Raw genomic sequence first — 8,876 nt, forward strand, 5'->3', positions numbered from 1 at the left:
ATCTTTCTAATAAAAACAAATACTTAACTAGTTAAATTACAGTTATTTGTGTTTTTGTAGGTTAATTCAGCTTTTATTTTAAAGTAATAAAGGGTATGTTTTATTAATTCGCTTGAGGTGAATTGTTTTATGGCACAAAAAAGAATAAATAGGGTAGAAGATGGTTTTAAAATGATTTGATCTTTATGATTTAGGTAGCTATAAATAGCGTAATGAACTAAAAGCAGAGCACTTGATTTTTTTACGTAAATAACCTTGAACGCAGTTGATTTTAATAATATTTATCCTAAGTGATTTTCTGTAATTTTACTGCCAAGCCATATAAAATAAATGTTGTTTTAGAAGAGGTAACTGATCTTGTTTATAGATCTTAAAATGAATTGCAAAAAAAAGACTGCCTTTTCAGACAGTCTCAATTAATTATATACCAATTTTTACTTCATTATTTTAAAAATCAAGTCCTGGAGCTGCAGGGCTTGAAGCCTGTGCTTTTTGTGGATTAAGAATTAAATAGGTTCCTAACGCAGTTAAAGCTGCATATTTACCATAATTACCAATCTTTTTAAGAGCCTCTTTACGAGAAATATCTTGGGTATTTTTTGCTTGTTTTTTCATCTTTCTATGTTTTTAGAAGTCTGGTTAATTAGTCTAAAATTATTTTCTTGTTTACAGTACCTGATGTTGCTTTTAAACTTACAATGTAAACACCAGTTGCTAACTTTGGTAAAGAAATATCCTGTACGTTAGCTGCATCAAAAGAACTTGTCATTACTTTTTTACCTAAAAGGTTATATAAAGATAGGGAAGCTTTTCCTTCACTTAAACCTGTAATTCTTAAGTTTCTATTACTTGTGTTAAAGATATGTATACTGTTTAAGATAGCATCATCAGAAACACTTAAAGCACTTTGTGCTGTATGTAAATAAAATCTTCCAACACCATTTAAAGCTTCTGTTAAAGTGATTTTATAATTAGCATTTTCTTCATCTAAACGTGTAAACGTATTTGCAACTCTATCTTCTAAAAACACTTTTATTCCTTCAGGTAAATTTAATGCGTCTGCAGTAAAAGAAAGTTCTTTACCAGCTGCAGCTTTTACACCAACAGACACAATCATGTTTTCGTAATCTGAATTTGGTAATGCTTGACGCATAAAACCTACACCTTTATAATCAGAAACTAATTGTGTATAAACACTAAAATCAGTTGCTACACCTGTAAATGCTCCAATATCAAAACGAGCATCTAAACCAGTTGTTTTAGCTTCTGAATACGTAATTTCTGTGGATTTAAAAGTTGCTCCATCATTCATCATTAATGTAAGAGAAACGTCTGAGTTTGTTGTTCTATAAAATGTAGCCGTTGTTTGATGACTTAACATATCTTCATTTAAAGCAAAAGTTGTACTTGCTGCATTAGAATTTACAAAGAAAGCTTGACCTGGATATACATAACCTGTAGTAATACCTACATAAGCAGAACCATTCCAAACATACAATGCTTCACTACTATCTTCTAATGCTGTAGCATTTGCAGTTAAGGTTAACAAATCTTCTACACTTAAATATGATGAAAAAGGATTTCCTAAAAGATTCCATCTATTTTCATTTGCACCACCTAAATCATTTGTTGTAATTGTTGGTGTTAAACTTGCTGTTTGTACAGCACCTGTAAAAACATAATCTCCTACAGCTGTTCTTTTCAAAGAATACCCTTGACCAGTATTAAAAGTAGCATCACTAGCACCATTTGTAAAGTAATTCCAACTTCCAGCGGCAGCTGAAGTATTAGTATATGTACTCACAGCAGCAAGAGTATTAGATTGCCCTGTTTGATCTACATTATTTGCAGAATTCCATGCATCACCATACGTTGCACCAACAACTGGTGAAGAAATTAAATGCCAATTTGTATCTGCTACATTTACATTGTACGTAATGTTTCCAGTAGAAGTACCTTCAACAATTAAAGAACCTCCTGCATTTACAGTTAAAGAACCAGCTCCGTCAACTGTTAAATTATTAACTTTTGCACCTGTTGATGAACTAATAACAGGATTTTTACCTGTTGGTATTGAAACATTAAATAAAGAGTTTGGTGTAGTATTTATATCCCAATTTGCACCTGTTGCCCAATCTGTGTCTGTACTTCCGGTCCAAGTTGCAGTTGACGCAGGTACTTGAAAAGCATCTATATAATAAACAGCACCATTTGCACCTGGTTGATCGTCAACATTAAAGAAGAGTAAAGAATCATCAAAAATAGTGGCTGCAGACCCACCACCAGTTAAAGTAGATAAATCTATAGTTATTTCATTCCAAATATTTGCAGTTAAACTTATGTCTGATGATGATCTTTGCGTTGAACCTAAATTATTTTTCCTGATAAAATATTTAACTGAAGGTGTTACTGTACCTGTATTTATACATGCCGGAAAAATTCTAAATTTTACAGATCCTGCTGTATTATAGTTTAGATCTCCATGATCAAATTTTACGCTAGAAAACTTAGTAGTACCTCTTGTAACTCTTAATGCTTTTTCAGTAGCATTACCAGAAGTGGTTGGTGTAGTTATATTTTCATCAGCAGTACTATTAATCTCAGTAATTGAAGTTTTTAAATTACCAACTCTGTTGTCATATAACCAAACATTACCTGCTAATAAATCTGCTGTATCATCTGCTATTACTATGTCTGGATTTATACTAAACTGTAGGTCGTCAAAATACAAATCTTCAAAAGAAGTACCGCCGGTTGATATTAAAATATTAATACCATCAAATTTTGTAATACTTGCATGTGTAGCTGTTACTTCCATGGTACCCGATAAAGTTTGCCACACACCACCAGTTTTTGAAAATGTTCCAAGATTTGAAATGTAATCAGTACCTAAATTATTAGCAGATTTTTGGAATAATCTTAAACTTACTGAACCTGTGTTACCAGCAGCTGTTCCGTTTGCTGAATAAATACGAATACTCCAACTTATTGTTGAAGGTTCAGTTATATTAAATGGTAAATTGAATCTTACTTGCCCATTGGACGCTGTAGCCTTAAGTTTAGATACATTAGGGTTTGCAGTATCTCCTGCATCTGGGTTGGTTGCTAACTTTGTGTAAGTACCATTTAGTTGCGAATACTCTGTTAATGATTTACAATCGTCTAGGTCATGAATATCATACAGCTGCGCATAGCTAAAAATTGAACTTGCTAAAAATAATAATGTAATAATAATTTTTTTCATAATTAATTGTTTTTAAAAAATTTTTAATAGTACTTTTTTGATTTAAAAAAGCTGGTTTTACTCTTTAAGGTAAGTTGAGTGTTTACTGCAACAGATGTAATTTATTTACATTATTAGGGATTTTGTGCCCTACATCTGTTTTGCTTAGAAAAGATTGTTGTAAATGCTTTTCCATAGAAAAGCGATAATAAAGTTTTTTTCATATCTGAATTGGTGTATAATTAATTTGAGGTAAAATTAATATGGCAACACCTATTCTCTTTTCTCTAATCGTTTTTTTTCTTGCTGAAACCTTTTTTATGAAGAAATAAAAGGCTGAAATTTAGTTAATTACGATTTTTAGAACAGAAGTGGTTACTTTTTTTTCAAATATTCTGAAGGAGAAACTCCATGTAATTTCTTAAATGAAGTGGAAAAATGGGAAGGTGATTCTATACCTATTTGATACATCACTTCGGTAACATTATAACCTTTATTGCTCTTTAGTAAATCTGCTGCATATTGAAGTCTAAAATTTCTTAAATACACATTTGGTATCTGACCGGTAAGTTGTTTTAATCGTTTGTAAAAATAAGAGGTACTTAAACCTATTTCTTTTGATAATTCTTCAACCCCAAAACCAGAGTCGGAAATATTTTTTTCAATAGCTGTAATTATGTCATTTAAAAAGGCCTTATCTCTTTTAGATATTTCAATATCTTCTTCTTTCGGAATTGAGCTGCTTTTAGAAAAATGCTCTTTTAATTTAATACTATTTTGTATCAGGCGTTCTGCACGTATGGCCAAATGTTTTAAGGAGAATGGTTTGCCAATATACTCATCAGCGCCAAATTCTAATCCTTTTATTAAATTATCATCATCATCAAGCGCTGTTAAAAGTAATACAGGAATATGGCAAGTTTCTGGGTTCGATTTAATTTTTTCGCAGAATACAAATCCATCCATTATTGGCATCATTACATCACTTATTACCAAATTTGGTTCTTGAGACTCCATTTTTTTTAATCCTTCAACTCCATTTTTAGCCACTAAAACATGGTATTGGTTAGATAAAAAGTTTCTTAAAAAGATTTGTAAATCCTCTTCATCTTCAACAATAAGGATGGTATATTTGGCTGTTTCACTACCTTTTTCTTTGTTAATAATTTCTGTTTTATATTCACTTGGTAAAGGTACCCAGTCTTTAATATAAGACTTGCTTGTTATATCTATTTTAGAAGTATTATGCTCTTTATGAGGGGTTGAAGGAATTATAATTGAAAATTTTGTTTCAACATTTGGTTCACTTTGTACCGTAATTTCTCCTTTAAAAAGTTCTACTAAAGATTTGCAAAATGCCAAACCAATACCACCGCCACTAACGTTGTCTTTTTTATTACCTAATTGATAAAAACGTTCAAAAATATTATCTAAATCTTTTGCCGGAATTCCTTTTCCTGTATCAATTACATCTATTTTTATCTTTTTAGTATTATCAATAGTTATAATATCTGCTGCTATACTAATATTGCCATTTGGTGGTGTGTTTTTAAAAGAGTTTGATAAAAGATTAAATAAGATTCGTTCTGTTTTTTCAACATCAATAACAATTTCTTCATTAGGAGAATTCACCTTATAAAAAAAGTTTATGTTTTTTTCTATTGCATAATTCTCAAAAGCTTCTGTGGTAGGATAAATGAAATTACCTAGTGTAATTTTATTAAGATTTAAGCTGATAAAACCTTGTTCGGCTTGCCGAAACGTAATTAATTGATCTACCAAACTTAATAATCTTTTTGTGTTTTTCTGAATAATAGCTAAGTATTTTGACTGCGCTGCGTCTTTATTTATAGTGATAACTTGTTCTAAAGGGCTGGCTATAAGTGTTAAAGGTGTTCTAAATTCATGAGAAATATTTGTAAAATATCTAAATTTACCTTGGTTAATGGTGTCTATTCGCTCTTTATCTAATTTTTCATAAATCAATTTTTGTTTTAACTTTTCATGTTGGATAAAATAAATCATGATACCCACAACTATTAATATTGTAACTATTGTAAATAACAAATAACTCCACCAAGTTTGATACCATGGCGGCAATATTTTAAGTTTAAAATTTTTAATTTCTGTGTTCCAAAGCCCATCGCCATTGGCTGCTTTTATTTTTAATGTATAATCTCCTGCAGAAAGATTTGTATAGGTTACGGTATTTTTTCCACTCTCAGATGCTATCCAATCAGTATTAAATCCTTCTAATTTATACGCTAATTTGTTTTTTGATGGTGTGGCTGTATGTTGTACAATCAACTGAAATGCTATGGATTGTTCATTTTGGCTTACGGCGATACTTTCGGTTTCAGAAATTGACTTTTCAAGGATGGTTTTCTTATTTAATGCTTCGCCTATTTTAACTTCTTTATTATTAATAAATAAAGAGGTAATTATTATTTTAGGAGGTGTGCTGTTTTGCTTTATATTTTCTGGTTTAAAAATGGTTAACCCATTTAGTCCTCCAAAATAATAATATCCAGATTTACCTTTAAAATAAGCGCCTTGTCTAAAATTGTTTTGCGCCAAACCATCTCTAACATCAAAAACATTAGTGGTATTGGTTTCCATATTAAACTTCACCAATCCCATATCTGTACTTACCCAAAGATTGGTTTCGTTTTGTTGTAAAATTCCATAAATAGCGTCATCCGGAAGCACATCGTTTTTTCTATAATAATCTATTTTCTCAGGATTGCCAGCTGTATTTAAAGTAATTCTATTTAATCCACCTCCAAATGTTCCGGCCCAAATGTAACCTTGATGGTCTGCGTGTAAAGAAAAGACGTTAGAGTTGCTTAATTTTAATGCATTACTGGTTTCATCAGACAATTTTCCATTTATGGTTAGTTTTTCACCATTAAAAGTTCCAAACAATAAACCTTTATTTGTACCAATCCAAAGTGTGTTTTTATGGTCTTTTATTATTGAATGACAAAAAGTTCTTCCATGTAAATTTATAAATGATTTAACATTTAATTCTACTACTTTTTGTTTTTGAATGGTAGACCATGGGTTTTCAATTACTGTAATTTTACTACCTACAAATACTAAGTTATTATCATCTATTTGAAGGATATTTCTATATATAAGATTCTCGTATGTTTTTCCATCTTTTTTTAAATTAACTTTTATAAAACGCTCATTATACGGATTGTAAACAAATATATTAGATTGAGTTCCAAACCAAACATAGCCCTTTTTGTCTTCGTAAATGCATCTAATTGTTTTATTTATTGGAAAAGGAATTTTATTTTTTAAATTTTCAAATTTGAGATTGTAAACGTTTGTATTATTAATTTCAGTGGTACTTCTTAACAAATCGTTATTATTATAAACAGATATCCAGAGCTTACCTTTATTATCTTCTATTATAGATGTTATTAAGTTATCTGTAATTGCAAAGCTATCATAAGGGTTTTTGGAGTAATTTATAAATTGTTTTTGCGAAAGATTTAATTTATTAATACCTCCTTGAGCTGTTCCTATCCATAATACGCCATAATTATCTTGAAAAACAGTATTAATAAAGTTACTACTTAGCCCAAGGTTGTTTTTTGGATTGTATAGATAGTTTAAAAAACGGGTCTCTTTTTCTAAATATTTTAAAAGCCCATTATTTTCTGTTCCAACCCAAACAATACCATTATTATCTTCAAATATTGTGTTTATAATTAGGGGGAAAGTTGATTCTTTTGTCTTATTAATATGGTCAATAATAAGTACTTTATTTTCTACAAGTGTGGTTTTAAATAAACCGTTTCTAGTGCCAACCCAAAAAATATTTCTAAACTTTTTTATAACATTAACATAGGTGTTTTCAAAATTTTCAAAACTTGTAAATGTTTTAACTTTGTAATTTTGTGATTTATCATATTCAACCCTTATTTTTTTAAGACCATTATCGGTTGCTAACATCAATTCGTTAGCCTCAACAAAACTAAAATCATTAATCGTAAAAATGCTTGGGTAGTCTATTAGAAGATTTTCAGAAACGTTGAAAATACCTTTTTCTACATTCTTTAATTTACATTTAAATAATTTGTTTTCTCCAGAAAACCAGATATCTCCATTAGGACTAGAAGTAATATGGCTAACATCTAATTTTGAGTTAAGTGGCAGTGTATAAAACCTTTCTAACCAAGGGATATATACATTAATTCCAACATTTGTACCAATCCATAAAACTCCATTAGAGTCGTTATATAAACTTGTTAAATTATTACTAGAAATAGTTCCATTGGTATTAGACTGTGTTGTATAAGTTTCAAATTCATAACCATCATATTTAATCAATCCATTGGGTGTGCCAAACCACAGAAAACCATATTTATCTTGTTCTATGGTGTTTATTGTATTTTGATTGAAGCCTTCCTTATTAGAAAATCTTTCGAAATTTTGACCAAAAGTGATACAAACATTTAAAAGTAAGAGATGAAGAATGTATTTACGTTTGAAGTATTTCATTATACTCCCAAATTTAATTTAATTTTCTTCTTATCAAATAAATTTTCATAAAAAAATCTCTGTCAAGGTTTAAGTGTGAAGGTTTCTTATCTAGAAGTTGCGGTATTCTAGTGATGATTTATAATGAAGATAATGTTAGATTTTGCTAAAAAGAAACATTTTATTAGGGTATAGAATTTGTAATTGAATGTGGTAAGTTTTCTAAAAAAATACTAATACAAAACACAAAGTGCATTGTTGAAATTTTTTTATATTTGATGAAAGCTGCATCGTAATTATTCCCTTGTTGTGCCCAAGCTAATTGTACTAAAATTCTTTGATTATTATAAGTTGGTGGTAATTGTCCAGAAAGCGCATTAAATTTTAATTAGATTAACAAAATGAATAAAAAAATATTGAATTTAGTTTTGCTACTTATTTTATTAAGTTGTAATTCAAATAAACCTGAAATTATTCAAGTGAATCATTATTTTGGCGGAACTGGATTTCATTTGAAATATGAAATTGGTAATAATAATCTAATAATAAAGACAAATTGTGATTTTGAAGATTGCTCTGAAAAAATCGTGTATGAAAGAAAACTATCAAAAACCGAAACAAAAGAATTGATAAATAAGATTAATTTTTTGCAACCAGATACTTTAAAGAATGAATACATTAATGAATATATTCTTGATGGAATTTATACGGAAATCAATTTTGGAAAACTAATTGACACGAATAAAAATAAAGTTATAATTCAAAACGAAAATGTTTCTTCTTTAGACAGTTTGAATAAATATATAGATAAGTTAATTCTTGAGAATAAATATAAATTTAAACCTTTATAGCTAATATTTAATCTAACTCTGTTAGAAATTCCAAAGTCTGTATCTGTTGCATCAGGAATTAAATTTCTAAACCCATTTCAATATTCTGTACATGGTATAAACTCTCCGTCTACAATAAATTGTGCATTTACAAATTGAAAACCTGTTAAAAGAAATACGTAATTTTAGTATTGCTTTTTCATTTTTTTCTTATTTATTTTATTGATTTTTTTTGATGAATCTACATCCTTTATAGTTTAGCCCCTTAATAGTTCGGAGTGATATTTTAAATTTCAAAACTAATATATTTGAGATATGAAATACAAGAA

At 29.1% G+C, this 8,876-nt stretch carries 4 protein-coding genes; 1 reads left to right on the forward strand and 3 read right to left on the reverse strand.

Annotated elements, in window-relative coordinates:
* Positions 1 to 447 precede the first annotated feature (447 nt).
* The 3 genes from ACSHW5_RS03580 to ACSHW5_RS03590 form a co-directional block, all read right to left on the reverse strand.
* The gene (locus tag ACSHW5_RS03580) at positions 448 to 615 is read right to left on the reverse strand and encodes a hypothetical protein (RefSeq protein ID WP_435674742.1); all 168 of its coding nucleotides are present in this window, start codon (positions 613 to 615) and stop codon (positions 448 to 450) included.
* A 28-nt stretch (positions 616 to 643) separates the two neighbouring features.
* The gene (locus ACSHW5_RS03585; RefSeq protein WP_435674743.1) at positions 644 to 3,244 is read right to left on the reverse strand and encodes a T9SS type A sorting domain-containing protein; all 2,601 of its coding nucleotides are present in this window, start codon (positions 3,242 to 3,244) and stop codon (positions 644 to 646) included.
* A 354-nt stretch (positions 3,245 to 3,598) separates the two neighbouring features.
* Positions 3,599 to 7,738 carry a two-component regulator propeller domain-containing protein gene (locus ACSHW5_RS03590; RefSeq protein WP_435674744.1) on the reverse strand — a complete coding sequence of 1,380 codons (4,140 nt, stop codon included), beginning with the start codon at positions 7,736 to 7,738 and terminating at the stop codon, positions 3,599 to 3,601.
* A 380-nt stretch (positions 7,739 to 8,118) separates the two neighbouring features.
* Between ACSHW5_RS03590 and ACSHW5_RS03595 the strand changes: the two genes are divergently transcribed.
* On the forward strand, positions 8,119 to 8,568 hold the full coding sequence (locus tag ACSHW5_RS03595; RefSeq protein WP_435674745.1) for a hypothetical protein: 450 nt from the start codon (positions 8,119 to 8,121) through the stop codon (positions 8,566 to 8,568).
* The last annotated feature ends 308 nt before the right edge of the window (positions 8,569 to 8,876 follow it).

It is taken from the genome of Polaribacter sp. (genome assembly GCF_051251875.1).
In the GTDB taxonomy this organism is placed as follows: domain Bacteria; phylum Bacteroidota; class Bacteroidia; order Flavobacteriales; family Flavobacteriaceae; genus Polaribacter.